Annotated in this window: 26 protein-coding genes and 1 rRNA gene; 10 read left to right on the forward strand and 17 right to left on the reverse strand. The window is 58.7% G+C overall.

Annotated elements, in window-relative coordinates; all coding sequences use genetic code 11:
- The first annotated feature begins 6 nt into the window (after positions 1–6).
- The gene (locus ACA048_RS09425; protein ID WP_497628868.1) at positions 7–234 is read left to right on the forward strand and encodes an MbtH family protein; all 228 of its coding nucleotides are present in this window, start codon (positions 7–9) and stop codon (positions 232–234) included.
- A gap of 184 nt (positions 235–418) precedes the next feature.
- Here ACA048_RS09425 and ACA048_RS09430 read toward each other — a convergent pair whose 3' ends face one another.
- From ACA048_RS09430 to ACA048_RS09470, 9 genes are all read right to left on the reverse strand, one after another.
- Positions 419–1,321, reverse strand: a complete 903-nt coding sequence (locus tag ACA048_RS09430) for a metal ABC transporter substrate-binding protein (RefSeq protein ID WP_497628869.1) — start codon at positions 1,319–1,321, stop codon at positions 419–421.
- Entirely contained in the window at positions 1,322–2,221 is a 900-nt protein-coding gene (locus ACA048_RS09435) for a metal ABC transporter permease (RefSeq protein ID WP_497628870.1), read from the reverse strand.
- Positions 2,221–2,964 carry a metal ABC transporter ATP-binding protein gene (locus ACA048_RS09440; protein ID WP_497628871.1) on the reverse strand — a complete coding sequence of 248 codons (744 nt, stop codon included), beginning with the start codon at positions 2,962–2,964 and terminating at the stop codon, positions 2,221–2,223. Before ACA048_RS09440 ends, ACA048_RS09435 begins: the two co-directional genes overlap by 1 nt.
- Entirely contained in the window at positions 2,961–3,878 is a 918-nt protein-coding gene (locus tag ACA048_RS09445; RefSeq protein WP_497628872.1) for a metal ABC transporter substrate-binding protein, read from the reverse strand. Before ACA048_RS09445 ends, ACA048_RS09440 begins: the two co-directional genes overlap by 4 nt.
- A 35-nt stretch (positions 3,879–3,913) precedes the next feature.
- Positions 3,914–4,486, reverse strand: a complete 573-nt coding sequence (locus tag ACA048_RS09450; protein WP_497628873.1) for a DUF6162 family protein — start codon at positions 4,484–4,486, stop codon at positions 3,914–3,916.
- A complete protein-coding gene (locus ACA048_RS09455) occupies positions 4,483–4,812 on the reverse strand; it encodes a hypothetical protein (RefSeq protein WP_497628874.1) in 330 nt (109 codons plus the stop codon). The genes ACA048_RS09450 and ACA048_RS09455 overlap by 4 nt, the downstream gene beginning before the upstream one ends.
- Complete coding sequence (locus tag ACA048_RS09460) at positions 4,809–5,351, reverse strand: PA2404 family protein (protein ID WP_497628875.1); 543 nt, start codon at positions 5,349–5,351, stop codon at positions 4,809–4,811. Before ACA048_RS09460 ends, ACA048_RS09455 begins: the two co-directional genes overlap by 4 nt.
- Positions 5,348–6,526 carry a PepSY-associated TM helix domain-containing protein gene (locus ACA048_RS09465; protein ID WP_497628876.1) on the reverse strand — a complete coding sequence of 393 codons (1,179 nt, stop codon included), beginning with the start codon at positions 6,524–6,526 and terminating at the stop codon, positions 5,348–5,350. Before ACA048_RS09465 ends, ACA048_RS09460 begins: the two co-directional genes overlap by 4 nt.
- Positions 6,527–6,857: 331 nt before the next feature.
- On the reverse strand, positions 6,858–7,316 hold the full coding sequence (locus tag ACA048_RS09470; protein ID WP_497628877.1) for a VOC family protein: 459 nt from the start codon (positions 7,314–7,316) through the stop codon (positions 6,858–6,860).
- A gap of 264 nt (positions 7,317–7,580) precedes the next feature.
- Between ACA048_RS09470 and ACA048_RS09475 the strand changes: the two genes are divergently transcribed.
- The 3 genes from ACA048_RS09475 (at position 7,581) to ACA048_RS09485 (ending at position 10,323) form a co-directional block, all read left to right on the forward strand.
- Positions 7,581–8,795 (forward strand): SfnB family sulfur acquisition oxidoreductase, encoded by a 1,215-nt coding sequence (locus ACA048_RS09475; RefSeq protein ID WP_497628878.1) that lies wholly within the window; start codon positions 7,581–7,583, stop codon positions 8,793–8,795.
- Between the two features lie 3 nt (positions 8,796–8,798).
- Positions 8,799–9,464 (forward strand): methionine ABC transporter permease, encoded by a 666-nt coding sequence (locus ACA048_RS09480; RefSeq protein ID WP_123432572.1) that lies wholly within the window; start codon positions 8,799–8,801, stop codon positions 9,462–9,464.
- 88 nt (positions 9,465–9,552) lie between these two features.
- Entirely contained in the window at positions 9,553–10,323 is a 771-nt protein-coding gene (locus ACA048_RS09485; RefSeq protein ID WP_497628879.1) for a MetQ/NlpA family ABC transporter substrate-binding protein, read from the forward strand.
- A gap of 173 nt (positions 10,324–10,496) precedes the next feature.
- On the opposite strand, the gene ACA048_RS09490 is transcribed toward ACA048_RS09485, so the two are convergent.
- The 4 genes from ACA048_RS09490 to msuE form a co-directional block, all read right to left on the reverse strand.
- Positions 10,497–11,600 carry a sigma-54 interaction domain-containing protein gene (locus ACA048_RS09490; protein WP_497628880.1) on the reverse strand — a complete coding sequence of 368 codons (1,104 nt, stop codon included), beginning with the start codon at positions 11,598–11,600 and terminating at the stop codon, positions 10,497–10,499.
- A 24-nt stretch (positions 11,601–11,624) separates the two neighbouring features.
- A complete protein-coding gene (locus ACA048_RS09495; RefSeq protein ID WP_497628881.1) occupies positions 11,625–12,812 on the reverse strand; it encodes an acyl-CoA dehydrogenase family protein in 1,188 nt (395 codons plus the stop codon).
- A 75-nt stretch (positions 12,813–12,887) separates the two neighbouring features.
- The gene (ssuD, locus tag ACA048_RS09500; protein ID WP_497628882.1) at positions 12,888–14,033 is read right to left on the reverse strand and encodes an FMNH2-dependent alkanesulfonate monooxygenase; all 1,146 of its coding nucleotides are present in this window, start codon (positions 14,031–14,033) and stop codon (positions 12,888–12,890) included.
- Between the two features lie 10 nt (positions 14,034–14,043).
- Entirely contained in the window at positions 14,044–14,607 is a 564-nt protein-coding gene (msuE, locus tag ACA048_RS09505) for an FMN reductase (protein WP_497628883.1), read from the reverse strand.
- A gap of 397 nt (positions 14,608–15,004) precedes the next feature.
- Here msuE and ACA048_RS09510 point away from each other — a divergent pair, with 397 nt between their 5' ends.
- The 4 genes from ACA048_RS09510 (at position 15,005) to ACA048_RS09525 (ending at position 19,227) form a co-directional block, all read left to right on the forward strand.
- Positions 15,005–15,274, forward strand: a complete 270-nt coding sequence (locus tag ACA048_RS09510; RefSeq protein WP_497628884.1) for a hypothetical protein — start codon at positions 15,005–15,007, stop codon at positions 15,272–15,274.
- Positions 15,275–15,377: 103 nt separating this feature from the next.
- On the forward strand, positions 15,378–15,992 hold the full coding sequence (locus ACA048_RS09515) for a LysE family translocator (RefSeq protein WP_497628885.1): 615 nt from the start codon (positions 15,378–15,380) through the stop codon (positions 15,990–15,992).
- A 204-nt stretch (positions 15,993–16,196) separates the two neighbouring features.
- Complete coding sequence (locus ACA048_RS09520) at positions 16,197–17,354, forward strand: cysteine desulfurase family protein (RefSeq protein ID WP_497628886.1); 1,158 nt, start codon at positions 16,197–16,199, stop codon at positions 17,352–17,354.
- A 64-nt stretch (positions 17,355–17,418) separates the two neighbouring features.
- Entirely contained in the window at positions 17,419–19,227 is a 1,809-nt protein-coding gene (locus tag ACA048_RS09525) for an aminopeptidase P family protein (RefSeq protein ID WP_497628887.1), read from the forward strand.
- Between the two features lie 69 nt (positions 19,228–19,296).
- On the opposite strand, the gene ACA048_RS09530 is transcribed toward ACA048_RS09525, so the two are convergent.
- Both ACA048_RS09530 and ACA048_RS09535 read right to left on the reverse strand, forming a co-directional pair.
- Positions 19,297–19,887, reverse strand: coding sequence for a 2-hydroxychromene-2-carboxylate isomerase (locus ACA048_RS09530; protein WP_497628888.1), 591 nt, complete (start codon positions 19,885–19,887; stop codon positions 19,297–19,299).
- A gap of 36 nt (positions 19,888–19,923) precedes the next feature.
- Positions 19,924–20,652 (reverse strand): SDR family oxidoreductase, encoded by a 729-nt coding sequence (locus ACA048_RS09535; RefSeq protein ID WP_497628889.1) that lies wholly within the window; start codon positions 20,650–20,652, stop codon positions 19,924–19,926.
- A 92-nt stretch (positions 20,653–20,744) separates the two neighbouring features.
- Between ACA048_RS09535 and ACA048_RS09540 the strand changes: the two genes are divergently transcribed.
- Positions 20,745–21,317: a TetR/AcrR family transcriptional regulator gene (locus ACA048_RS09540; protein ID WP_497629834.1), complete on the forward strand. Its 573-nt coding sequence runs from the start codon at positions 20,745–20,747 to the stop codon at positions 21,315–21,317.
- On the opposite strand, the gene ACA048_RS09545 is transcribed toward ACA048_RS09540, so the two are convergent.
- Complete coding sequence (locus ACA048_RS09545; RefSeq protein WP_497628890.1) at positions 21,304–21,585, reverse strand: hypothetical protein; 282 nt, start codon at positions 21,583–21,585, stop codon at positions 21,304–21,306. The genes ACA048_RS09540 and ACA048_RS09545 overlap by 14 nt on opposite strands.
- 168 nt (positions 21,586–21,753) lie before the next feature.
- Positions 21,754–22,641: a threonine/homoserine exporter RhtA gene (rhtA, locus tag ACA048_RS09550; RefSeq protein WP_497628891.1), complete on the reverse strand. Its 888-nt coding sequence runs from the start codon at positions 22,639–22,641 to the stop codon at positions 21,754–21,756.
- Between the two features lie 613 nt (positions 22,642–23,254).
- Between rhtA and ACA048_RS09555 the strand changes: the two genes are divergently transcribed.
- Positions 23,255–24,791 (forward strand): 16S ribosomal RNA (locus tag ACA048_RS09555).
- Positions 24,792–24,894: the final 103 nt, after the last annotated feature.

The following is a 24,894-nucleotide window of genomic DNA, read 5'->3' on the forward strand; positions in this document are numbered from 1 at the left end:
AATACCATGACTTCCGTATTCGACCGCGAAGACATCCTCTTTCAGGTTGTGGTCAACCACGAAGAGCAATACTCGATCTGGCCTGATTACAAAGCCGTTCCGGCTGGCTGGCGCACGGTGGGCAAGAGCGGTTTGAAAAAGGAATGCCTGGCTTACATCGAAGAAACCTGGACGGACATGCGCCCGCTGAGTTTGCGTCTGAAGATGGAAGAGCAGGCGGCTTTGGCTCACTGAGTCACCGCGCAAAAAGAAGCCCGCTGAACCGAGAAGGTCAGCGGGCTTTTTCACACCAGAGAGTTGTGTTGTTTATCAAGCCGTCATCGCTGGCAAGCCAGCTCCCACATTGGATTCAGGGTGTGACACATATCCCTGTGGGAGCTGGCTTGCCAGCGATGAACGATAACGCGGTCTAACTGGCTTAAGCCCCGCTCAACCCCTTGATCACCAAATCCACATTCCCTTCCAGCTCCGCGACTGGATCCGCCGCATCCACACTCAACACCACTAACCGGCTGCCTGCCTCGACAATCACCGCTTTCACGGCGTCCGACGGCTGCCGATGATGCAACACCACAGCCACATCGTTCTCCTTCAACGTCGCGCCCAGTTGCTTGAGTGCTTCAGGCGTCCACTCGGCATCCGGCCGTGCATCGATCCCGATCAGCTCCAGGTTGAGCCCGCCCATCAAATAGCCGAAGTGATCGCTGAGGCTCATCACGCTAAGGTTGTCAGCACTGGCCAATCGAGCTTCGCTGTCCGCGCTGAACTTGAGCAGACGCTGCTTCAACGCCGCCAGATTAGCCTCGATCCTCGGTTTGGCTTCTGGCGCCAGACGCACCAGGTCAGCGGCCATCACGTCAGCCATGCGTCCCATGTTGTTGCTGGAAAACCACGGCTGACTGTTCAAACCGTCGACCTTGTTATCCGGCTGCACGGCGATGCCGGGCAGGGCGCCATCCACCGGGCGGGCGGCGTCGACCTCTATGATGCGAATGTTGCTGCGCCGGGAAATCGGGTACAGCGGATCTTCCGGCCAGAGCGAACGCAAGCCGATCACGGCATCGGCGTCGGTCGCCAGTTTGGCCAGCGCCGGGGCGCCACGGCCAGTGAAGTAGGCGGTCTGGCGACTGCCGGGCAGGTTTGCCGGTGCGGCACGTTCAAGGTTGACGTTTGTGCCCTTGAGCAGCACTTCGCCCAGCCCGTAAGTGATCGGCAAGGACGCCAGCACGTGCAGCGGTTTGGCGTTGTCCGCTGCAAAGGAAGTGTGGACCAGCCCACACAGGGCAACGGCCAGGGTCAGTTGACGCAGAGAAGATGACATTTATCCGAGGTTCCCTTTCAGGCTGGGGACGACACCGCGCGCGATGGCGGACAGGGCGAAGGCGATACCGGCCACCAGAATGATCGCGGCACCGGACGGAATCGGCAGGTCGAAGACAATCGGTGCCAGAATCCCGCACAGCGTGCTGACCGTGGCGATCAGCACCGAGCACCAGAAGAAGCCCTTAAGCGACTGACTGAGCAAGCGCGCGGCCGCCGCTGGAATCACCAACAAGGCGCCGACCAGAATCGCGCCGATGACCTTCACCGCCGCCACGGTGATCAGCGTCACCAGAATCACAAACAGATAATCCAGGGTCTTCACCGCCACCCCACGCACCGCTGCCAGTTGCGGGTTGAAACTGGCCAGCATGATGCGGTTGTACAGCGGCAAGGCCAGCGCCATGACCAGCGAACCGACAATGGCCAATACCGCCAGGTCATTGCCGTTGACGGTCAACACCGAACCGAACAACACGTTTTCCAGAATGTGCACGTTGATCTTGCCCGCCAGAATCAGCAGCAGGCTCGCGCCCAATGCCAGCGACACCGACAGGAACACACCGATCAATGTATCCGGCGCGAGACCGGTGCGGTTGCGCAGGTAGTTGAGCAGAATGCCGAACAGCAAGCAGTAACCGAACAGGCTGCCATACGGCCCGGTGTAGGGTTCGCCGAGCAGAATGCCGATGGCCACGCCGGTCAGTGCCGCGTGACCCACCGCTTCGGAGAAAAACGCGAAGCGCTTGACCACCACCAACGTGCCCAATCCGCCGAGTACCGGGCCGATCAACAGGCCGGCCAGCAGCGCATTGACCACAAATCCATAGGCCAGCGCCTCGGGCAGGTAACCCGCAGACGCCCAGCCCTGAACCATCAAACGAAAGGCTTCGTAGCTCATCACGCGGCGCTCCGTGGATGGGTGGAGAATAGGGTCAGCAGGCGCTCCGGGGTCAGTGCCTGTTTCGGCGAGGCATCGAACAGCACCCGGCGATTGAGCCCGGTGACCCGATCCGCCAGACGCCCCACGGCTTCCAGATCGTGCTCGATCCACAGCACCGTGATGCCGTTGCGGCGCCAGTCGCCGAGCAGCCGTTCGAACACTTGAATACCCGCTTCATCCAGCGCCGACATCGGTTCGTCGAGTACCAGCAGTTGCGGTGCCGGGATCAGCCCTTGAGCCAGCAACACCCGTTGACGCTCGCCGCCGGACAGCGCACCCATGCGCCGTTTGCGTTTGTCCTGCATGCCGACCCGTTCCAGCGCTTCGCCAATCGCCGTCGCGTAATGTTTGCTCAAACCGAGGAACGCGGGGCGGCGTTGGCACATGGCGGCCATGAAATCGTCGACGGTCATTGGCAAGCCGCGATCAAACTCCAGGGTTTGCGGCACATAGCCAATGGTTCCAGGATCACCCGGCCACTGCAGGCTCAGGTGACCCTGATGCGGCATTTGACCCAGCAAGGTTTTGATCAGCGAACTTTTGCCGCCACCGTTGGGGCCGACCAACGCATGTACGCTGCCGGGCGAGACCTGAAAGGTCACCTTGTCGAGGATCGTTGTGCGGCCGAGGGTCAGGCTGACGTCGTCGAAATCCAGGGTCGGGCCGGTGCTTTGGACGGACAGGGTTTCTTGAGCGGTCATTGGCCCGACTCCTGTATCGCCCGGACCACAGTGTTGAGGTTGCCGGTCATTTCTGTTTCGTACTTGTCGGCGGTGTATTCGCCGTAGGAAATGTGCGACAGCGGGTACAGCTTCACCCCGGATTCGCGTTGGATGGTGTCGACGTAGGTGGACGGGAAATCCATCTCCGAGAAGATCACTTTCACGTCCAGTTCGCGCAATTGGTCGATGGTTTTTTTCAGCTGGCTCGGGCTCGGTTCGATGCCGTGGGCCGGTTCGACCACGGCGGTGACTTCGAGGCCGAATTCGCGCAGCAGGTAATCGTAAGCCGCGTGAACCGTGGCCACTCGCAGTTCGGCGTTTGGCGCCTGGGTCAGCTTCGCCAGGGCGTCGGCGCGCATCTGCCGCAGACGTTTGCCGTAGGCGCGAGCGTTCTGGGTGTAGGTTTTGGCGTTGGCCGGATCGAGCTTGCCCAGTTCCCGGGCGATGTTGTTGACCTGGGCAATCGAGGCGCTGATCGACAGGAACGTATGCGGGTTCACCACCTTGCCGGCACCGCGTGCGGCAACGCCGGTGGCGGCGAGCAGCGGCACGTTTTCGTTGGCTTCGATCACCGGGATGTTCGGGGTTTCGCTGGCGGCGATCATGCGGTCGGCGAAGTCGTCATGGCCGACGCCATTGAGAACGATCACATCCAGCCCACTGATGCGTTTGATGTCCTCCGCGCGAGGTTCGTAGGCGTGCGGATTGAAACCGGCGGGAATCAGCGGCACGACGTCGGCCTTGTCGCCGACGATGTTGGCGACGTAGCTGTAATAGGGGTGCAAGGTGATGCCGATGCGCAGGCGCTTGGCGTCGTCGGCATTGGCCAGAGGGATCAGCAGGCTGGTCAGCAAACCGACCAAAAGCAGGCGCAAGAAAGATGAAATAGGCATGGGAAAGCGTTCTTCTCTCGGGTGAAGGCGAGGGTTCAGTGCCGGTGCTGGCGGGTTACGCCGGCATCGAATTGCGCGACGATCTGTTGCCAGCCGGCGCTTTCGAGTGCGGTGTCAGCCAGATCAGTCGGCGCTTCGAGATTCGCAGCACGGTTGAGCCAGATGTCCGGTGCCTCGTCGTCAGTGGTCAGGCGCATCAAAAACGAACCAGCCACGGCGGGTGTCTGGCTCTGGCCGAAGTAAGCCTTGGCGTCGAGCAATTGCCATGTGTGGGCGCCACGGCTGACGGAGCTGGCGTCCTGGGTGAATGGTGCAAAACCTTCCTCAGCGAGGGCTTCAGGTGTCGGCAGGGTTTGCTGTTCCTGTTGCAGCAGGTGAATCTCGTCCAGGGTCACGCGCAGGTCGGCGTAGATACCTTGCTCGGAAGCGCTCAAGTCACGGCGGGCATCCAGTTGATGGCTGCCGACGCTGCTCACGGCCTGAGATTCGTGGCGCCACGCGACCACCGAGCCGGCCACCGCGAGAATCATCAGGCACAACAGCAGCACATAAAGGGTTTCATGGCCGGCACCGGCCGGGCGGACGATTTGAGTGGTTGGCGTACTCATGGGGTTTCGATGTCCGCTTGGTCGATCTCGACGACGTGGCCGGGACCTGCGTCGAACAGCACATAAAACTCGGCGCCGGGTTTCTTGAAGGTCAGTGTGGAATCGGCGCCGAGCTTGCCCGGCACCAGAATGGTTTCGTCGTAACCGATCACGTCCAGGGTCACGCCTGGCGCACCGCTGCCGTCGGAGAATCCGCCGGTGCATTTGATCTGTTCGGCATCGATGGCTTTGCACTCGCACATCGGGTTGTGCGCCAGCGTGCTGGCGCTGAAGCCGGCGCAGAGCAGCAGCAACACGGCGTGGAGCGGGCGAAAAACGTTGATCATGGTTTGCCTCCTTGTTGGTTCAGCCACGCGAGGGTGGCAGGCGATGCCTGACTCAGGGCCAGGGAGGCTTGGTGCATTGCGCCATCCCAGCCTTCCATGGTGATCCACAGTTCAGCGTCAGCCTTGGTCTTTTCCGGGATCGGCACCATGGCGCCCATGCGGTGCGGCGTGCCGAAGAAAATCACCCCGGCGGCACGCAGGCTGCGCGGTTTACCGATGCGCAGGTAAGTCGCCTTGACCTGTTCACGACAGCGATCGCACAGGGCGGCGGTGAAGCTCTTCATGTGGCCGGCCGGCCCGTCGAGCGTGGGTGCCTCATTGCGCAGCTCGGCCAGACGCAGGCTCCACGGACCGACCTGAACCTCTCCGATTTCTCGCTCACCCAGCCCGGTGTCGCCGCGAAACAGCGCCGCATCAGCGAAGTATTTGGGCATGAACCCCAGCGGCACCAACAACAGCAGCACGTTGAGGTGAAAGCGCCATTTGAGCCAGAAGCGGCTCAGTGCCGAGCCCGGTGTTTGCTTGGCGCGCGAGCTCATTGGCTAACCTCCGTGGTGATTTGCGTCCGCGGTTGTTTATGGTTGCGCTTGAGGGCGTTGGCCGTGGCCAGGGCGGTGCGTTTGGTCCAGATCAGCAAGCCGCTGAGGACCATCATGCTCAGGACCAGACCGAAGAAGAACCAGATCAGCTTGATCCAGATCCCGCCGAAATCGCCGGTGTGCAGTGGACGCATGGACTCGGTCACCAGTTCCAGCCCGGAGCGGTCCGACAGCAGGCGCGTGGCGGCAACGTCGCCGGTGTACGGGTTGATGTCGGCGGTCTGGTACATCAGCGGATACCAACTGCGCCCGCCCACCGACAAGTAGCTGTAGGCATTGGCGGGCAGGCTGACGAAGCTGTCCTCCAGGCCGGGAATGCGCTCCTTGGCCTGGGCAATCGCAGTTTCGAGGGTGATCGTCGGTGCGGGCGAGCCATCGCTGGTCACCGGCACACTCTCACGCGGCACCACCAGGGCCACCGGCGCCGTGGAAATCGAGACCTGGTTATCGAACATGAACGCCTGTATCAGGAACCAGGTGCTGGTGAGGGAAATCACCGCAATGAACCAGATCGACCAGATGCCACTGAGGCGATGAAAGTCGCCCCAGAAAATCCGTGCGCCATGACGAATGCGCAGGGTCGGTCGGAAGAAGCCTTTCCAGAATTTTTTGTAGACCACCAGTCCGGTGACCAACGAGGCCAGCAACGGCAGGCTCAGGAAGGACACCAGGTACCAGCCCCAGCTGTAACCGTTAGTGAACGGCACCAGCCACCAGCCGTGCAGCGCGCGGGTAAAGGCCTTGAAATCGAATGTCGGGGCGGTGCCCTGAATGACCCCGCTGTACGGGTTGACGTACACCGTTACCGAGCGACCGTCCGGGTAGCTGACGCCGACGTCGAGGGCGAAGTGGGATTCGTCGGGGCGGCTGATGGACTCGACCAGCGTGTCGGGCTCGGCCTGTTTGATCGCCGCGATGATCTGGTCATAGCTGAGCAGCGGCGCATCGTCCGACGGCTGGCTGGCGCGCATTTGCGGGTTGGCCAGCCAGACGATTTCCTGACTGATCACCGCCAGCGTGCCGGTAACGCAGACAATCAGCACGAAAAACCAGATCGGCAATGCCAGCCAACTGTGGACCAGAAACCAGAGTTTGGAACGGGATTTCTTCGACATGATTAAAGGTCTTGTATCGATGATCGGGCCTCTGCTGCGGGCTTACCAGCGTAGAGGTCCTTGAAAAGGCCGGCGGGGGCTTTTGCCTGAGCACGCCGACTGCATCTCTATAAGACGGATGAGGATCGGAAATCCCGAAGCGGGAGTTGAAAGTAAATGTTTCTTATTGTCGGGTAGTAGTGTTCGGGGAGTGGGCAAGGCTTGGTTGCTTTAGCGTTAGAGATGGCCCCTTCGCGAGCAAGCCCGCTCCCACATTTGATCTCTGTCACGGCGAAGATTGAATGTGGGAGCGGGCTTGCTCGCGAAGGGGCCAGAAGCGGCGACAAAGCTCTCAACCCTGTTGAAACATCTCCTTCGCCCGCTGCTCAATCTGCACTTGAGTCAGGTCTTCCTTGCGCGTGGCCAGGAACCACAAATGCCCATACGGATCCTTCAGCGTCCCGGAACGGTCACCGTAAAACTGATCCTTGACCTCGGACACGACCGTGCCGCCCGCCGCAATCGCCTGTTGATAGGACTTGTCCACATCCGTCACATACAGATGCAGACCCACTGAAGGTGATTTGTCAGGATTGCTCAACGGCCCCTGATCACACGGCGTGCCGAGCATGATCGGGCAGTCGCCGATCCTCAGTTCGGCATGCCCGATACCGCCATCGGGCATGGCCAGACGCATGATTTCGATGGCGCCAAAGGCCTTCTTGTAGAACTCGATCGCTTCAGCCGCTTTTTGAATGCCCAGATATGGGGTGATGCTGTGATAACCCTCTGGTATGGGTTTGACGCTCATGATGAATCTCCCTGTTTGTTGTTGTGGGTGAAAAGCTGTCTTGTGCCGATTTGCGGCCGAATGAATATAGGTCAGCGTCGTGTTGGCTACCGAACGCCCGACGAGCTGCAACGCTGTTCAGCCAACAACAGCGCTGCAGCAAATTGCACTACTGCGTCATGCCAGAACCTGAAAAGCACCCTTCAACTGCCCGAAAACATTAGCGCTGGACCTCGGCACAGAAGCTGCAATGGCTCTGTTAAACACTGCTGCCCGGAACCTCAAATGCCTGAATCTGCCGTTTATCCGATCAACCCACCGGCCGCCCATCGAATTGCCGACGAAGCCGAAGCCTTGCGCGTCGCCGAGCGTGTCGCCGCTGTATTGCTGGAGCAGGACGCCGAACGCGACCGCACCCGTCAGGTCCCCGCCGAGATCGTCGATCGGTATTCCAACAGTGGTTTATGGGGCATCAGCGTGCCTCGCGAGTTTGGTGGCGCGCAGGTGTCTTACGCCGTGCTGGCGCAGGTTATCGCGATCATCTCGGCCGCCGATCCGTCGCTGGGGCAGATTCCGCAAAACCACTATTGCTTGCTCGAAGACATCCGCCTGCAAGGCACGCCCGAACAACAAACGCATTTCTTCGAACTGGCACTGCAAGGCCATCGCTTTGCCAACGCCTTGTCGGAAACCGGCGGCAAAAATGTGCAGGACATCCAGGCAACCATCCGCCGCTATGGCGACGGTCATGTGATCAACGGGCGCAAGGGTTACTGCACCGGTTCGCTCTACGCCCACTGGCTGGCGGTGTTGGCGCTGGATGAAGAACAGAAGGGCCAATTGGCCTTTGTCGAGCGCGGAACGAAAGGGTTGGTGATCGTCGACGACTGGGACAGCATCGGCCAGCGCACCACGTCCAGTGGCACCGTGCTCGCCGAGGACTTACACGTCTTGGCGCTCAATCTGTTCCCGACCTACCGTTCCTATGAAACGCCAACGCTGGCCGGCCCGTTTGCGCAATTGACCACTGCGGCCATCGACGTCGGCATCGCCCGTGCGGCGCTGCGCGACACCATCGCCTTCGTCCAGCAATTCGCTCGGCCGTGGATCGATGCCGGAGTGGAAAAGGCCAGTGAAGATCCGCTGACCATCATCCAGATCGGCGCTCTGGAGATTCGTCTGGAAGCCGCCGAAGCCTTGCTGGAACGGGCCGGACGAGCGCTGGATGCGGCGCGTCCGACACCCGACGAAGACAACGTCGCCCAAGCCTCTCTCGCGGTAGCCAAGGCCAAGGTCCTGACCACCGAAATCGCTATCGAAGCCAGCAACAAACTCTTCGAACTCGGCGGCACCCGTTCGACCCTGAAGAAGCACAATTTCGACCGCCACTGGCGCAACGCCCGGGTCCACACCCTGCACGACCCGGTGCGCTGGAAATACCACGTGGTCGGCAACTGGCTGCTTAACGGCGTGAAACCGCCACGCCACGACTGGTCGTGATCCATGGCCGAGTTGCTGAAACATATTTATTGGGCCGACATCGCCCAGGCCTGCCTCGACACCCTGAGCATGCTCGGCGCTGCGCTGGGATTTACTGTGCTGCTGGGCCTGCCGCTGGGCGTGGTGCTGTTTCTCACCGGCAAGCGCCAGTTGCATGAGGCGGTCGGCGTTTACCGTGTGCTGTCGGTGATCGTCAACATGCTGCGGTCGCTGCCGTTCATCATTTTGCTGATTGTGCTGATTCCGCTGACCACGTTGCTGGTCGGCACCTCGCTCGGCGTGCCGGGGACCATCCCGCCGCTGGTGGTCGGCTGTACGCCGTTTTTCGCGCGGCTGGTGGAAACCGCGTTACGTGAAGTAGATCGCGGGGTCGTGGAAGCGACCCAGGCCATGGGCGCGAATACGTGGCAGATCATCCGCCACACCTTGTTGCCCGAAGCGCGGGGAGGATTGTTGGCGGCGGTCACGGTGACCGCGATTGTACTGGTCGATTACACGGCGATGGCCGGCGTGATCGGCGGCGGTGGACTGGGCGACCTGGCGATCCGCTACGGCTACCAGCGTTTTCAGACGGACGTCATGGTGGTCACGGTGGTGCTGTTGCTGATCCTGGTTCAGGCCCTGCAAATGACCGGCGACCGGCTGGTGGCGCGCTACAGCCGACGATAAATATTCGATCCCGTTTTTTATTCAAAAGAACACCATCAGGCCCCACGTCCACCTAACGACGGCCACTCAATCTGCCTAGGAGCACCACATGAAAAAGACCCTGGCCATTCTGGCTGCCTTGGTGTCGTTGAGCGTTCACGCCAACGAAAAACTTACCGTCGGCGCGACCCCGGTGCCGCACGCAGAAATCCTCGAATTCGTCAAACCGACCCTGGCCAAGGAAGGTGTGGACCTGGACATCAAAGTCTTCAACGATTTTATCCAGCCCAACCAGCAGTTGGCGTTGAAGAATCTCGACGCCAATTACTACCAGTACCGGCCGTTTCTCGATGATTACAACAAGTCTCGCCATACTGATTTGGTACCGGTGGTCGGGGTGCACATTGAACCGTTTGGAGCCTACTCGACCAAGATCAAAAACATCGCCGAGTTGAAAGATGGTGCCACCGTTTCGATTCCCAACGACCCGGTGAACACCGGCCGCGCGCTGGTGCTGTTGCACGAAGCCGGGCTGATCAAACTCAAGGACCCGAGCAACACCCTGGCGACTCAACGGGACATCATCGATAACCCCAAACACCTGAAGATTCGTGAACTGGAAGGCGCGTTGCTGGCGCGTTCGGTGAGTCAGGTCGACCTGGCGTTTGTCTTCGCCAACTACGCCCTGGAAGCGGGGATCGACACCAACAGCGCGTTGATCGTCGAGAAGGGCAAGAGCTTGTACATCGAGTTTCTGGTGGCGCGGCCGGACAACATCAATGACCCCGGTTTGCAGAAACTGGCCAAGGCGTTGAACTCGGATGAGGTTCGGCAGTTCATCCTGACCCGTTATAAAGGGCAGATTGCGCCGGGGTTCTGAATCTTCGTTGATTGACAGGGCGCCATCGCGGGCAAGCCACGCTCCCACAGGTTTTGTGTCGTTTGTAATAATTGTGAACGACACAAAACCTGTGGGAGCGTGGCTTGCCCGCGATAGCCGCGCCGCTATTTTGAAAGTTGCTCTCGACTTCAGTCGCGACGACCTACCGCGGGCTAAATCGACAACTGCATCACGCGCTCGCTCTGAACATTTTCCATCACCCGACGCTTGTTCACGGCCAGTTCGCCGATTTTGATCAGCCGCGTGCGCGTCACGTTACGGCTCAGGCCCAGTAGCGCGGCGGTGTGGACCTGGTTGTAATGGCAGAAGCGATAGGCCGCGCGCAACAACGTGTCTTCAACTTTTTCATGCAACGCACCGGCCTGTTCTGCGAAGAGTTTCTGAAAGGCTCGATCCAGCAGGGCTTCCGGTGAATCGTCGATGTTGGCGTGGTAATCGTCCTGGCGCTCGATGCGCATGTTGGACAGGCGCAGGTCATCGCGTTCGATCACGCCGTTTCGGCAGATCAGCAGCGTGTGGTGGATGACGTTTTCCAGCTCGCGGATGTTGCCCGGCCAACTGTAGCTGCGCAGTTTCAATTCGGCTTCTTTGCTGATGGTGATGCTGCCGTAGCCCAGGCGCTGACTGTAGGTTTCGACGAAATGACGGGTCAGCGGCAGGATGTCGCCGGGACGCTCGCGCAAGGGGCTCAGCTCCAGGCTGACCACGTCTAGACGGTAATAAAGGTCTTCGCGAAAATGCCCGGCGTTGATGGCTTTTTCCAGTTGCACATTGGTAGCGGCCAGTACGCGCACGTCGATTGGAATGCTCTTGCGCGAGCCGAGCCGGACCACTTCACGCTCCTGCAACACGCGCAGTAACTTGACCTGAATCGCCATTGGCAGATCACCGATTTCATCGAGGAACAGCGTGCCGCCATCGGCCTCCTCAAACCAGCCGGCCTTGGCGCTCAACGCACCGGTGAAGGCGCCTTTTTCGTGGCCGAACAGTTCGGCCTCGACCAGCGATTCGGAGAACGCGCCGCAGTTCACCGCCACGAACGGCCGGTTGCGCCTGCCGCTGAGGTTGTGGATGTGCCGCGCCACCAACTCCTTGCCGGTGCCGGTTTCGCCGATGATCAGCACGCTGGCTTCACTGGGCGCGACTTGTTGCAGATGGGCGAGCAAGGCCTGGGATTTGGGGTCTTCGAATACCTGCGCCGTGGCGCGGATCGAGGTGGCCAGCGCGGGCGAGGCCGGTAAGGTCAGCAGTTGCATGGGAATCGCTCCATGAAGAGAAGGCTATGAATAGAAAGTCGGAATCGGCAGGGCCTGGTTCAGCGCCCAGTCACCCAGTTCATGGAGTTTGTAATCCACCGGGTCGTGCAGGGTTTGCGTGCGCAAGTTGCGCCAGTGGCGGTCCAGTCGCAGGGAGGCGTGAGTCGAGCGCGCGCCGGTCACTTCGAACAGCCGGCTACACAGGTCCAGGCCGTTGCGCGTGGCGGCGACCTTCGCGGTCGCGATGGCCGTGGCCAGATGCCCACGTTCTTCGGCGCTGAGATTCGGGCCTTTCGCCCAAGCCTTGTCGAGCAGTTCGGCGGCGCGTTCCACCAGCAATCGAACGCCTTCGAGGGCGACCCAGAATTCGCCGTAATGGCCGAGGACATAAGGATCCTGACGCACATCCTGAGCCGTGGATTTGTGCCACGGCCGGGTTTCGGTGAGCGTGTATTGGCGCGCTTCTTCGAAGGCGCCTTCGGCAATACCGAGGAACATGTGGGTGAAAGTGAGTTGGGCAATCAACGGCCGCAGGCACGCGAACGGTGTGCTCAACGGGCCGGGATCGAGCAGCAATTCCGACTCTTCGACCCGCACCCGTTCGAACGTGGCGCTACCGCTGTCGGTCTGGCGCTGGCCCATGTTGTTCCAGTCGTTGTGCAGAGTGATGCCACTGCGACCGCTGGGGATCGCGGCGATCAACAGCTTGCCGCCAGCGCTTTCATCGACGGCTGAGGCGATCAGCATCTGCGAATCGCTGGCGCCGGAGCAGAAGCTTTTCTTGCCGGAAAACTCACGCCAGCCCCCGAGGTTTTTCACCACCGTGCGGGTGTCCAGCGGGTTGAGGGCGTTGCCCCAGAACCAGTTCTTGCGCGCGGTCTGTTCGAACCAGGGCTGCCATTGTTCAGGCCTGGCGAACAGGCGCACGGTGGCGAGCATCAAGTGATGAAAGCCGAAGACATGCGCAATCGAACTGTCGACCTTGGCGAATTCACGCACGATGGTCAGGGTTTCACTCCAATTGGCGCCGAGACCGCCGAACTGAGCGGGAATGCTTAAGCCCAGCAAGCCGCTGTGGCGCAAGGCGTCACGTTCAACCTTGGGCGTGCCGCCGCGTTCGTCGCGCTCGACGGCGGTCAGGGCAAGCCCGGCGGCCAGTTGGCGGGCGGTTTGCAAAGGGGATAACAGAGTGCTGTGCGGCTTGGCGGTCACGCGTGAATTCCTTATCTAAATCGACGCAGATCCCCTGTGGGAGCGAGTAAGCTCGCTCCCACAGGGTTTGCTGGGTCAGGCCGTGGCTTTGGTAGGCAGCACATCATTGGCAATCATTTCGCCAAATGGACCGGTCAGGTTGGTGGTGCCGCGTCCCGCCAGGCTCGCGTAGGGCTCCGGCAACAGCGGAAACACCAACTCGGCAAAGCGATAAGCCTCTTCAAGGTGCGGATAACCGGAAAAGATGAAACTCTCGATTCCCAGGTCCGCGTATTCCTTGATCCGCGCCGCCACTTGCTGTGGATCACCGACCAATGCGGTCCCGGCCCCGCCCCGCACCAGACCGACACCGGCCCAGAGATTGGGGGCAATTTCCAGGTTGTCACGACGCCCGTCATGCAATGCCGCCATGCGTCGCTGACCTTCAGAGTCGAAACGCGAGAACGACTTCTGCGCCGCCGCGATGGTTTCATCGCTGATGTGCTCGATGAGTTTATCCGCAGCTTTCCAGGCCTCGTCGGCGGTCTCGCGCACGATCACATGCAAGCGAATCCCGAACTTGACCGTGCGACCATTTCGCGCTGCACGTTCCCGCACATCGGCAAGCTTTTGCGCCACGGCGGCCGGTGGTTCACCCCAGGTCAGGTAGACATCGACCTGCTCGGCGGCCAATTCATGGGCGGCTTCGGAAGAGCCGCCGAAGTACAGCGGCGGGTAGGGCTTTTGTACTGGTGGATACAGTGCCTTGGCATTCTGCACTTGAAGGTGTTTGCCTTCGAAATCCACCGCTTCGCCTTGCAGCACCCGGCGCCAGATCTGCAGAAACTCGTCGGTGACTTCGTAGCGCTCGCTGTGATCGAGAAAAATACCGTCGCCACGGTTTTCATCCGGATCACCGCCCGTCACCACGTTGATCAGCAAGCGACCATTGGACAAACGATCCAGCGTGGCGGCCATGCGCGCCGAGACGGTCGGCGAGATAATCCCCGGGCGGATGGCCACCAGATAACGCAGGCGTTCGGTCAGCGGCACCAATGCCGAAGCAATCACCCACGAGTCCTCGCAGGAACGCCCGGTGGGAATCAGCACGCCGTGATAGCCAAGGTTGTCTGCGGCTTGGGCCACTTGTTTCAGGTAGTTGAGCGTTACCGGGCGTGCGCCCTGAGTGGTGCCCAGGTAATGGCCGTCACCGTGGGTGGGCAGGAACCAGAAAACATCCATGAAGAAATCCTTAAGCGATTTTCAGCAGATTTTTGGGGTGCACGCCGAACAACGGCGCGGCGCGTTGTGCAGCAAGACGGATGCGGGCCTTCAGGGGCTCACTGGTTATTTGGTAGTTGGAGAAATCGGCTTCGGTGGCGTAGACGCCAATCGGCAAGGTCAGCGCCTGGAAGAAACTGAACAGCGGGCGCAATTGATGATCGAGGACCAGCGCGTGGCGTTCGCTGCCACCCGTAGCCGCCAGCAACACCGGCGTGTCGATCAGGGCATTGAGGTCAATCAGGTCGAACAAGTGCTTGAGCAATCCCGGATAGGAACCGCGATACACCGGCGCGGCAACAATCAGCAGGTCGGCGTTCTCGATCGCTTGCAACTCGGCTTCAATCTCGGCGCTCAACTCTTGTCGCGAGAGTGCCGCGCCCAAGGGGCGGGCGATGTCGCCGAGTTCGATCAGCTTGCTCTCGATCGGCAATTGCTCCGACAGTTCGTTCAGAAGCGCCTGAGTCAGCACCAGGGTGCGAGATGGACGCCAGGTTCCGCCCGAGAGGGCAACGACTTTCAGTGCACGGGACATGTTCAGTTCCTTTTTCAACAGTTGCTCGGGGAGCAGTCAGTAGTCCTTGGCTTGAGCAAGAGCTGTACCAATCCTTCGGGCCCGTGTTTATGGGGCTTTGAGCATGTTTCTGGGCAGATGCTGTACTGTTTTCGGGGCTGTTTGCTGGATGACTGTTGCCCGGCAAACAGTTGTTCAGGCAACAGTTCGTCAAGTGATGGCGTTGTTTATAAAGGTTGTGTGTTATTCCTCAAAAGAGATTAAATTAATATTAATAGAGCTAAATAGAATATGTGTCGGTGTGGCTTGAGTGTGTTTACCGAAGTCGATAGCCACTATCGAGAGCGTTGATTTCAGCCCGTGAAGCGGCGCGGGTAGCCTGTGTTCATGCCCCCGAACCCAGATGCAGGACGCCAAGATGAAACCTCTAATCGCCACTTTCTTGCTGCTCGCGATCTCCGTGCTTGCCGGATGTGCCAGCCATGTTTCACCGGAATTACGGCCGTACACCGCCGAAGAGTCCAAGGAATTGGCGCTTGAGGATTTGAACCGTCGTGGTCTGTCCTTCGACGAGTACCACGCGAAGAAAGCGGCATTGCTCGGTCAACCGCAAAAATCGTTTGGTTTCGATAAACAAGGCGAGATGAACGCCGAACGTGCTGTACAGCTTCACGGTCGTCCAAGCTGATCGAAAACTGTACCGCTCGAAGTTTTACGTAACTGTCCGTGGGTTTCCAACAAGGCGTGCGATAGGGTCTTAACACCCGATTGACCCTAATGGACTGCCGCTCATGACGCTCTCACTCGATCTGCTGATGGGCTTCGCCCTTTTTGCGCTTGTTACCTCAATCACTCCCGGCCCCAACAACACCATGTTGCTGGCATCGGGCGTGAATTTCGGCTTTAACCGCACCATCCCGCACATGTTGGGTATCACCTGTGGCTTCTTTGTTCTGGTGGTTGCCGTGGGGTTTGGCCTGGGCGCTGCGTTTCAAACCTACCCGTTGCTCTACACTGTGCTGCGCTATGCAGGCGCGGCGTATTTGCTGTATCTGGCGTGGAAAATTGCCCATTCAGGTCCGGTCTCGGAGAGCGAGAAGGGCGAGAGCAAGCCGATCACCTACCTGGGCGCAGCGGCGTTCCAATGGGTCAATCCCAAGGCGTGGATCATGGCCATTGGTGCCATCAGCACCTACACGCCGATGCAGGGCTACTTCACTAACGTGCTCGTGATTGCGGCGGTGTTCGCGTTGATCAACTTGCCTAGCGTCAGTGTCTGGGCCGGCTGCGGCACGCTGTTACGCAATGTGTTGAAGGATCGCCGCTGGTTGCGTCTGTTCAACTGGGGCATGGCCTTGCTGTTGGTGGCTTCGCTGTATCCGTTACTTCTTGAAAGCATTAGCTGATGCATTGCTTCAACCGCTTGCCCGATGCCTGTTAAGCTCGACTTCAGGAGCGTTCCTACGCACTTTTAAATGAAGTTGTTCTTCTTTAACGGCCTCCGATCAGGTATTTCTAACGTACTGAGATATCGGCGCAGCTCACAAGGCTGCGCTTTGACGTTTCCGTTACGAGCCTCCTGATCCCGGAACACGCTCTGCGAGTCTTTTATGAATAAACGTCCGTTGTATTTCGACTACGCCGCCACCACTCCGGTGGATGAGCGGGTCATCAAGGTCATGGTCGAGTGTCTGGGGTTTACCGGCAATTTCGGCAACCCGGCGTCCAGCTCCCATGCCTTTGGCCAGCAGGCCCGACAGTCGGTCGAGCACGCCCGGCAGCAGGTCGCAGAACTGGTCGGCGCACAGGCTGCGCAGATCGTCTGGACCTCCGGCGCCACTGAATCCAACAACCTCGCGCTCAAAGGCGTGGCCCAGGCACGCGCTGTCGGCGGCGGGCACATCATTACCAGCGAGATCGAACACAAGGCGATTCTCGACACGGCGAAACAATTGCAGGACGCCGGTGTTGCTGTGACGTATCTGGTGCCTGACGCCGATGGTTTGATCACGGCGCAAGCGGTCAGCGAAGCGATGCGCGACGACACCTTTCTGGTGTCGCTGATGCTGGTCAACAACGAACTGGGCACGGTCAACGATATCGCCGCCATCGGCGAAGTCGTGCGTGCACGCGACGCGTTGTTCCATGTCGACGCCGCTCAAGGTGCCGGCAAAGTGGCCATCGATCTGGCTCGTTTGCCGGTGGACCTGATGTCGTTCTCCGCCCACAAGATCTACGGCCCCAAAGGCATTGGTGCGCTGTACGTCGGCCCGCGTGCGCAGCAACGCTTGCAGGCACAGATTCACGGCGGTGGTCACGAGGGCGGATTGCGTTCCGGCACACTGGCGACTCATCAGATTGCAGCCATGGGTGTGGCCTTCGCATTGGCCGCCGCTTCGTTCGATGAAGAGAAAGCCACGATCGTGCGCTTGCGTGAACGTTTGCTTGAGCAATTGCTGAGCCTTCCGGGCGTTCGCCTCAACGGCAGCCCGACCCAACGCATTCCTCATACCTTGAGTCTGACCTTCAGTGAAGGTGAGTTCAATTCTGCGGCGTTGAGCCATTCGATCGCCTTTTCTGCGACGTCGGCCTGTAACTCCGCCAGCAATGTTCCATCCCACGTACTGCTGGCCTTGGGGCATGACGCCCGCTCGGCGAGCCGCACGATCCGCTTGAGTCTCGGCCGGTTTACCACCGAACAAGATATCGGCCAAGCGGTACAACTGATCAAAGCGGCCTGCGCCAGTGCCCCGGCATTCTGGCAGTAGCGCCTTAAAGCGCCGACTCAGATCGGCACTCAACAATAAGCGGAAGTGATTAGCAGGAGACACGATGAGTACGCAGCCTTCGATCAATGGATCGGTGCCACAGCGCCTGGCGCAAACCCGCGAACTGATGAGCCGTGAAGGCATTCATGCCTTGCTGGTGCCGTCGGCCGATCCGCACCTGTCGGAATACTTGCCTGGCTACTGGCAGGGTCGGCAGTGGTTATCGGGCTTCCATGGCTCGGTCGGCACACTGATCGTTACGCCGGATTTTGCCGGCGTCTGGGCCGACAGCCGTTATTGGGAGCAAGCAACCAAGGAACTCAAGGGCAGCGGCATCGAACTGGTCAAGCTGCAACCGGGTCAACCCGGCCCGCTGGACTGGCTGGCCGAGCAAACCCCTGAAGGCGGCGTCGTCGCGGTGGACGGTGCGGTGATGGCCGTGGCCTCGGCGCGTACGCTGGGTGGCAAACTCGCAGAGCGCGGCGCCCGCCTGCGTACCGACATCGATCTGTTGAGCGAAGTCTGGAGCGACCGCCCGACGTTGCCGAATGAGCCGATCTATCAGCATTTGCCACCACAGGCGACGGTCAGTCGTAGCGAGAAACTGGCGAATCTGCGCAAGGTGTTGAAGGATCGCGGCGCTGACTGGCATTTTGTTGCGACCCTCGATGACATCGCCTGGCTGTTCAATCTGCGCGGCGGCGACGTGTCGTTCAACCCGGTGTTTGTGTCGTTCGCCTTGATCAGTCAGGAGCAGGCCACCCTGTTTGTCGCCCTGAGCAAAGTCGATGCTGAACTGCGAGCAGTGCTCGAACAAGACGGCGTGACCCTGCGCGATTACAGAGAAGTGGCCGCAGCTTTGCGCGCCGTGCCGAGCGGCGCGAGCCTGCAAGTCGATCCGGCGCGCGTCACCGCCGGTTTGCTGGATAACCTCGACAACGGCGTAAAACTGGTCGAAGGCCTGAACCCGACCACGCTCGCCAAGTCGCAAAAAAGCCTGGCCGATGCCGAGCACATTCGTCAGGCCATGGAGCAGGACGGCGCCGCCCTGTGCGAATTCTTCACATGGCTGGACTCGGCCTTGGGTCGTGAGCGCATCACCGAACTGACCATCGACGAACACCTCACGGCCGCGCGCACCCGACGTCCGGGCTACGTGTCGCTGAGCTTCAACACCATTGCCGCGTTCAACGCCAATGGCGCGATGCCGCACTACCACGCGACCGAAGAAGAGCACGCGGTGATCGAGGGTGACGGTCTATTACTGATCGATTCCGGCGGTCAATACCTGGGCGGTACCACCGACATCACTCGGATGGTGCCGGTGGGTACACCGACGGACGAGCAGAAACGCGATTGCACCCGCGTGCTCAAAGGCGTGATCGCGCTGTCCCGTGCGCAATTCCCTCGGGGGATTTTGTCGCCCTTGCTCGACGCCATCGCTCGCGCGCCGATCTGGGCTGAAAGCGTCGATTACGGACACGGCACCGGTCATGGCGTTGGCTACTTCCTCAACGTTCATGAAGGCCCGCAAGTCATTGCCTATCAGGCCGCCGCTACTCCGCAGACCGCGATGCAACCGGGCATGATTACCTCCATTGAGCCAGGCACTTACCGGCCGGGGCGTTGGGGGGTGCGGATCGAGAATCTGGCGCTGAACCGTGAGGCGGGCACCAGCGAATTTGGTGAATTCCTCAAGTTCGAAACCCTGACGCTGTGTCCGATCGACACCCGCTGTCTAGAGCCGTCGCTGCTGACGCTGGAAGAGAAACAGTGGTTCAACGCCTACCACGACGAGGTGCGCGAGCGCTTGAGCCCACTGCTCGATGGCGCTGCCCTTGAGTGGTTGAATACTCGTACTGCGGCTATTTGACGGGTTGGAGTTCAGGCACTTTTTCGAGTGCCTGACTCATCCTGATTAGCACGTCGTGGCCTTGGTTGCCTAACTCAAGGCTTCAATAACGAAGTCCAGCCGATCCTGGCCGAAAAACAACTGGTTGCCGACGAACATGCTCGGTGCGCCGAATACACCGCGCTGTACGGCTTTCTCGGTATTGTTCTTGAGGAGGGTTTTGACCTCCTCATCGGCTGTCAGGGCGAGTATTTCATTGGGGGCAAAACCATTTTGCGCCAGCACAGCGGCTACAGTAGCCGGGTCGTCAAGACTGCGGCCTTCAACCCAGAGGGCAGTGAACAGGCAGTCGATAAACGCCAGGAAGCGCTCGGGATGACGTAACTGAATCCCGGTGACGGCGCGCATGAGCATCAGGGTGTTTATGGGGAAGTGCGGGTTGAATTTCAGTGGTACGCCATAGCGTTTTGCATAGCGGTCGAGGTCTTGAAACATGTAACGGCCCTTGGCCGGGATGACCGCCGGTGAAGCGTTGCCCGTGGCTTTGAAGACGCCACCCAGCAGCATTGGCGTGTAAATCAGTTGGCTGCCGGTTTGCTCACAGATTTTTGGTAGCTGGGTGTAAGCCAGATAGGTGGCCGGGCTGCCGAGGTCGAAAAAGAACTCCACGGTTTTGCTCATGGTCGGTGCGCTCTGTTTATTGTTGTAGGGGAGGGCTTACCAGCGTTCGCTCCAGGGCCGTAAATCCAGTTCGAAAGTCCAGGCGTCCCGTGGCTGGCTATGCAGGTACCAATAGTTTTCGGCGATGTGCTCGGGGTTGATAATGCCGTCTTCGTTTTTAGTCGCGTATTTTTCCGGGAAGCTTTCGCGGATGAAATCGGTATCGATAGCCCCGTCGACGACGACGTGAGCAACGTGAATGTTCATGGGGCCGAGCTCACGCGCCATGCTTTGGGCCAAGGCACGAATGCCGTGCTTGGCGCCGGCGAACGCTGCAAATCCTGCGGCACCGCGCATGCCAGCCGTAGCCCCGGTGAAAAGGATTGTGCCCCGGTGACGCTTGGCCATGCGCTTGGCGACTTCACGAGCATTAAGAAAACCTGAAAAACAGGCCATTTCCCAAATCTTGAAATACTTGCGGGCCGTTTCTTCAAGAATGCTGCAGGGCACATTGGCTCCAATGTTGAAGACAAACGCTTCGATAGGCCCGATCTCGCTTTCGATCTGTTCGACTAATGCAATCACCTCTTCTTCCTTGCGCGCATCGCAAGCAAAACCGTGGGCGTCACCGCCATTGGCTTTGATCATGTCGACCAGCGGCTGAAGTTTGTCTGCACTACGTCGGGTGACACAGGCTATGTAGTCCTCCTGTGCAAAACGTTTGGCAATGGCGCCGCCGGTAGCATCACCTGCGCCGACAACCAGTACGACCTTCTTGTTATTCATGGGTTGACTCCTTTGCTAAACGATCGTTAACTAAACGAACGTTATGCTACGATTCGGCAGGCGTCAAGATGATCAATCCTGAGGAAACGGCAGTGCGCTACTCGGCCAGTCACAAGTTGGAAACCAAAGAGAAGCTGCTGGAAAGCAGCGCGGTCTCAGCCAAGAAATCAGGTTTTTCCACGGTCGGTGTCGACGGCTTGATGAAGGCGATTGGCTTAAGCGGCGGGGCTTTCTATAGTCATTTTTCGTCGAAGGACGAACTGTTCGCTTCAATCGTCGAACGTGAGCTCTGTCAAAGCATGGAACGATTAGGTGCCGACCAAGGGTGCGAAAAACTTGAGCGTTGCATTAAGCATTACTTGAGCATGGCGCATGTCGAGCATGCAGAGTCCGGATGCGCATTACCGGCGTTAGGCGCAGAGATCGCTCGTTCGGATGTGCTGGTTCGCCAACAGGCGGAACGCTGGATATGTCAGCTACAGGAGAGTTGGGCGCGCATTCTGGAGAGCGACAGTCTGGCTTGGGCCATTCTGTCGCAATGTATCGGGGCTTTGGTTGTTGCCCGGATGCTGGCGACGCCAGACATCCAGCGTAATGTTTTGAAGTCCAGTTACGATGAGATTGGCCGCCAGATTACCGGACGGCATCAAACTATTTGCAAATGACGATCATGCTGCGGCTGGTGTAGCCGGCAGGATTGAGTCCGAACGGATAGTCTCCTGGTTCTTCCACCGCGTCCCCCGACTTGGCGAGAACCTTGTACCCCTTGGGTGCGCACGAGTTGGCGGCGCTGGTGTAGCACTTGTCCCACGAGGATGAGAGTCCTGAACAGTTGATATGCAGCCCTTTTTTGCCGTGTTTGACTTGTGTTTTCGAGGTCGCCGCACATCCCGCAATTGCAAGTACGGCGACCAATATCAAAATTCGTTTCATTGCTGTCCTTATAGCGTTCCCGGATCTTGTGCCCGGGTCTCGCTGCGTTCGCACTCGCTTAAAGCTTCGTGATATCCCTGCCCTGAAAAATCCTTGCCTGACGCTAGGTAACGGGTCTAAACATGGCCCAATTGAACGGTAATTACCAGACCCGCGTAAAACCCTGTATCAATCTGCCGCAACCGCTGGCTTGGCAGCACTGCCCATGGTCATGGTTGCACCCACGGAAGCGAGAATGATGCACAAGATAGCCATCCACTGTGACAGTGATAGGTATTCATTGAGGAACAACAGGCCTGACAATGCGCCGAACGCAGGTTCGATGCTCATTAATGTGCCGAATGTGCGGGCTGGCATACGGGTGAGCGCTACCATTTCGAGCGTGTAGGGCAGGGCGGTGGACAGAATGGCAACACCGATGGCCACGGGGATCAGCGCCGGACTCAACAGCGCGGCGCCAGCATGGATGATGCCGATAGGGGCCACGAACAATGCGGCAATCATCACGCCCAATGCGGCAGTTTGTACGCCATTGTCGGCGCCGGCCCTCTGGCCGAATAGGATATACAGCGCCCAACAGACGCCGGCGCCTAAAGCGTAACTTGCACCTGTCAGGTCAATCCCCGCGGATGTGGCTCCTGTTGGAATCAGCAGCAGCAATCCTGCAACGGCCAGTGCTATCCACAAAAAATCTATCGCGCGGCGCGAGGCATAGATTGCCACCGCCAACGGCCCGGTGAACTCCAAGGCTACGGCAATGCCCAAGGGGACGGTGCGTAAAGACATATAGAAGAGGAGGTTCATCCCGCCCAGTGCCATACCGTAAATGATGACGGTGCGTAGAGATTTTTCGGTGAACTTCGCCCGCCATGGGCGCAGCAGAAGCAGCATGATCACGCTGGCGAACATCAGGCGCAGAGTGGTGGTCCCTTGAGCACCAACAACAGGAAACATGCTCTTAGCCAGGGACGCTCCGGACTGGATCGACGCCATGGCTATTAATAGCAGGCCTACCGAGAACAAGGTCGAGGCAAGGCTGCGGGGCTGAACATTCATTGAGTGGCATCGTCCGAAGTGGGGAGCAAGAGTATTGCTCGTTGCGATTGGGCAATATAGTGCGCATTCGTGGCGAGCACGTCTATATATAGCTGTAATTTTGAATTAGCTGATAGAAAATCCAAATCAGTGCTTGACGGCAGATTCTGGATGTCTATAATTCGCCCCACTTCCGGCGCAGTCGAAACGGAAAACTCCTTGATAAACAAAGAGTTACGCGGTTTTCGGCAGTAAGCGGCTTCAGGTCATCGAAGCCCGAAAGGAGTTGAAAAAGAGGTGTTGACAGCAGCGTGTAACGCTGTAGAATTCGCCTCCCGCTGACGAGAGATCGAAGGCGCAAGTGGTTGAAGTTACAAAGGAAACTTTGAAAACTTCTGAAAATAACCGCTTGACAGCAACAGAGGCTGCTGTAGAATGCGCGCCTCGGTTGAGACGAAAGATCTTAACCAACCGCTCTTTAACAACTGAATCAAGCAATTCGTGTGGGTGCTTGTGGAGTCAGACTGATAGTCAACAAGATTATCAGCATCACAAGTTACTCCGCGAGAAATCAAAGATGTAACCAACGATTGCTGAGCCAAGTTTAGGGTTTCTTAAAAACCCAAAGATGTTTGAACTGAAGAGTTTGATCATGGCTCAGATTGAACGCTGGCGGCAGGCCTAACACATGCAAGTCGAGCGGTAGAGAGAAGCTTGCTTCTCTTGAGAGCGGCGGACGGGTGAGTAATGCCTAGGAATCTGCCTGGTAGTGGGGGATAACGCTCGGAAACGGACGCTAATACCGCATACGTCCTACGGGAGAAAGCAGGGGACCTTCGGGCCTTGCGCTATCAGATGAGCCTAGGTCGGATTAGCTAGTTGGTGAGGTAATGGCTCACCAAGGCGACGATCCGTAACTGGTCTGAGAGGATGATCAGTCACACTGGAACTGAGACACGGTCCAGACTCCTACGGGAGGCAGCAGTGGGGAATATTGGACAATGGGCGAAAGCCTGATCCAGCCATGCCGCGTGTGTGAAGAAGGTCTTCGGATTGTAAAGCACTTTAAGTTGGGAGGAAGGGCATTAACCTAATACGTTGGTGCCTTGACGTTACCGACAGAATAAGCACCGGCTAACTCTGTGCCAGCAGCCGCGGTAATACAGAGGGTGCAAGCGTTAATCGGAATTACTGGGCGTAAAGCGCGCGTAGGTGGTTTGTTAAGTTGGATGTGAAATCCCCGGGCTCAACCTGGGAACTGCATTCAAAACTGACAAGCTAGAGTATGGTAGAGGGTGGTGGAATTTCCTGTGTAGCGGTGAAATGCGTAGATATAGGAAGGAACACCAGTGGCGAAGGCGACCACCTGGACTGATACTGACACTGAGGTGCGAAAGCGTGGGGAGCAAACAGGATTAGATACCCTGGTAGTCCACGCCGTAAACGATGTCAACTAGCCGTTGGGAGCCTTGAGCTCTTAGTGGCGCAGCTAACGCATTAAGTTGACCGCCTGGGGAGTACGGCCGCAAGGTTAAAACTCAAATGAATTGACGGGGGCCCGCACAAGCGGTGGAGCATGTGGTTTAATTCGAAGCAACGCGAAGAACCTTACCAGGCCTTGACATCCAATGAACTTTCCAGAGATGGATTGGTGCCTTCGGGAACATTGAGACAGGTGCTGCATGGCTGTCGTCAGCTCGTGTCGTGAGATGTTGGGTTAAGTCCCGTAACGAGCGCAACCCTTGTCCTTAGTTACCAGCACGTGATGGTGGGCACTCTAAGGAGACTGCCGGTGACAAACCGGAGGAAGGTGGGGATGACGTCAAGTCATCATGGCCCTTACGGCCTGGGCTACACACGTGCTACAATGGTCGGTACAGAGGGTTGCCAAGCCGCGAGGTGGAGCTAATCCCATAAAACCGATCGTAGTCCGGATCGCAGTCTGCAACTCGACTGCGTGAAGTCGGAATCGCTAGTAATCGCGAATCAGAATGTCGCGGTGAATACGTTCCCGGGCCTTGTACACACCGCCCGTCACACCATGGGAGTGGGTTGCACCAGAAGTAGCTAGTCTAACCTTCGGGAGGACGGTTACCACGGTGTGATTCATGACTGGGGTGAAGTCGTAACAAGGTAGCCGTAGGGGAACCTGCGGCTGGATCACCTCCTTAATCGACGACATCAGCTGCTTCATAAGCTCCCACACGAATTGCTTGATTCATTGAAGAAGACGAAAGAAGCAGCCTGTATCGGTTTGTAGCTGAGTTGGTTAGA

The organism is Pseudomonas sp. LBUM1659 (assembly GCF_059716045.1).

Excerpts from the sequence above, each read along its gene's own strand:
- ACA048_RS09520 (WP_497628886.1), top strand. The coding sequence starts at position 16,197 with ATGAATAAACGTCCGTTGTATTTCGACTACGCCGCCACCACTCCGGTG.
- ACA048_RS09460 (WP_497628875.1), bottom strand. The coding sequence starts at position 5,351 with ATGAGCTCGCGCGCCAAGCAAACACCGGGCTCGGCACTGAGCCGCTTC.
- ACA048_RS09480 (WP_123432572.1), top strand. The coding sequence starts at position 8,799 with ATGGCCGAGTTGCTGAAACATATTTATTGGGCCGACATCGCCCAGGCC.
- ACA048_RS09485 (WP_497628879.1), top strand. The coding sequence starts at position 9,553 with ATGAAAAAGACCCTGGCCATTCTGGCTGCCTTGGTGTCGTTGAGCGTT.
- ACA048_RS09545 (WP_497628890.1), bottom strand. The coding sequence starts at position 21,585 with ATGAAACGAATTTTGATATTGGTCGCCGTACTTGCAATTGCGGGATGT.
- ssuD (WP_497628882.1), bottom strand. The coding sequence starts at position 14,033 with ATGGATGTTTTCTGGTTCCTGCCCACCCACGGTGACGGCCATTACCTG.
- ACA048_RS09440 (WP_497628871.1), bottom strand. The coding sequence starts at position 2,964 with ATGACCGCTCAAGAAACCCTGTCCGTCCAAAGCACCGGCCCGACCCTG.
- ACA048_RS09510 (WP_497628884.1), top strand. The coding sequence starts at position 15,005 with ATGAAACCTCTAATCGCCACTTTCTTGCTGCTCGCGATCTCCGTGCTT.
- ACA048_RS09515 (WP_497628885.1), top strand. The coding sequence starts at position 15,378 with ATGACGCTCTCACTCGATCTGCTGATGGGCTTCGCCCTTTTTGCGCTT.
- ACA048_RS09450 (WP_497628873.1), bottom strand. The coding sequence starts at position 4,486 with ATGAGTACGCCAACCACTCAAATCGTCCGCCCGGCCGGTGCCGGCCAT.
- ACA048_RS09445 (WP_497628872.1), bottom strand. The coding sequence starts at position 3,878 with ATGCCTATTTCATCTTTCTTGCGCCTGCTTTTGGTCGGTTTGCTGACC.
- ACA048_RS09435 (WP_497628870.1), bottom strand. The coding sequence starts at position 2,221 with ATGAGCTACGAAGCCTTTCGTTTGATGGTTCAGGGCTGGGCGTCTGCG.
- ACA048_RS09535 (WP_497628889.1), bottom strand. The coding sequence starts at position 20,652 with ATGAATAACAAGAAGGTCGTACTGGTTGTCGGCGCAGGTGATGCTACC.
- ACA048_RS09475 (WP_497628878.1), top strand. The coding sequence starts at position 7,581 with ATGCCTGAATCTGCCGTTTATCCGATCAACCCACCGGCCGCCCATCGA.
- msuE (WP_497628883.1), bottom strand. The coding sequence starts at position 14,607 with ATGTCCCGTGCACTGAAAGTCGTTGCCCTCTCGGGCGGAACCTGGCGT.
- ACA048_RS09470 (WP_497628877.1), bottom strand. The coding sequence starts at position 7,316 with ATGAGCGTCAAACCCATACCAGAGGGTTATCACAGCATCACCCCATAT.
- rhtA (WP_497628891.1), bottom strand. The coding sequence starts at position 22,641 with ATGAATGTTCAGCCCCGCAGCCTTGCCTCGACCTTGTTCTCGGTAGGC.
- ACA048_RS09525 (WP_497628887.1), top strand. The coding sequence starts at position 17,419 with ATGAGTACGCAGCCTTCGATCAATGGATCGGTGCCACAGCGCCTGGCG.
- ACA048_RS09490 (WP_497628880.1), bottom strand. The coding sequence starts at position 11,600 with ATGCAACTGCTGACCTTACCGGCCTCGCCCGCGCTGGCCACCTCGATC.
- ACA048_RS09430 (WP_497628869.1), bottom strand. The coding sequence starts at position 1,321 with ATGTCATCTTCTCTGCGTCAACTGACCCTGGCCGTTGCCCTGTGTGGG.
- ACA048_RS09455 (WP_497628874.1), bottom strand. The coding sequence starts at position 4,812 with ATGATCAACGTTTTTCGCCCGCTCCACGCCGTGTTGCTGCTGCTCTGC.
- ACA048_RS09425 (WP_497628868.1), top strand. The coding sequence starts at position 7 with ATGACTTCCGTATTCGACCGCGAAGACATCCTCTTTCAGGTTGTGGTC.
- ACA048_RS09465 (WP_497628876.1), bottom strand. The coding sequence starts at position 6,526 with ATGTCGAAGAAATCCCGTTCCAAACTCTGGTTTCTGGTCCACAGTTGG.
- ACA048_RS09530 (WP_497628888.1), bottom strand. The coding sequence starts at position 19,887 with ATGAGCAAAACCGTGGAGTTCTTTTTCGACCTCGGCAGCCCGGCCACC.